This is a genomic window from Marinactinospora endophytica (genome assembly GCF_054780875.1).
In genome coordinates this window covers 1-521 of sequence record NZ_BAAGVM010000049.1, presented here as the reverse complement: position 1 = coordinate 521, position 521 = coordinate 1, and the positions used below count along the sequence as shown (strand labels likewise).

Genomic DNA, 521 nt, shown 5'->3' with positions numbered 1-521 from the left:
GATCAGTCCGCGTGAGGCGGTGGCGATCGATCCGCAGCAGCGGTTGCTGTTGGAGGTGGCCTGGGAGACCCTGGAGCGTTCCGGGATCGACCCCGACCGGCTGCGCGGCACCCCCACCGGCGTCTTCATCGGCGGCACCCACACCGGATACGGGGCGGAGGCCCACTCGGCCGACGCCGAGGGGTACCTCGTCACCGGCAACTCCGCCTCGGTGATGTCGGGTCGGGTGGCTTACGCGCTGGGGTTGGAGGGCCCGGCGGTGACCGTGGACACGGCCTGCTCGTCCTCTCTCGTCGCGATCCACTTGGCGGCCGAGTCGCTGCGCCGTGGCGAGAGCACCCTCGCCCTCGCCGGCGGTGTGACGGTGCTCCCCGAACCCGACCTGTACGTGCAGTTCAGCCGGCAGCGTGGGTTGGCCCGTGACGGCCGGGTCAAGGCGTTCTCCGATGACGCCGATGGCACGGTGTTCTCCGAGGGCGTGGGGTTGATCCTGTTGGAGCGGCTTTCTGACGCGCGTGCGA

General features: G+C 70.6%; 1 protein-coding gene. It reads left to right on the top strand.

Going from position 1 to position 521, the window contains the following annotated elements; translation table 11 throughout:
- Positions 1–521: beta-ketoacyl [acyl carrier protein] synthase domain-containing protein (locus tag ACYVHU_RS26730; protein WP_498949932.1), on the top strand; the 521-nt coding region annotated here is incomplete at both ends.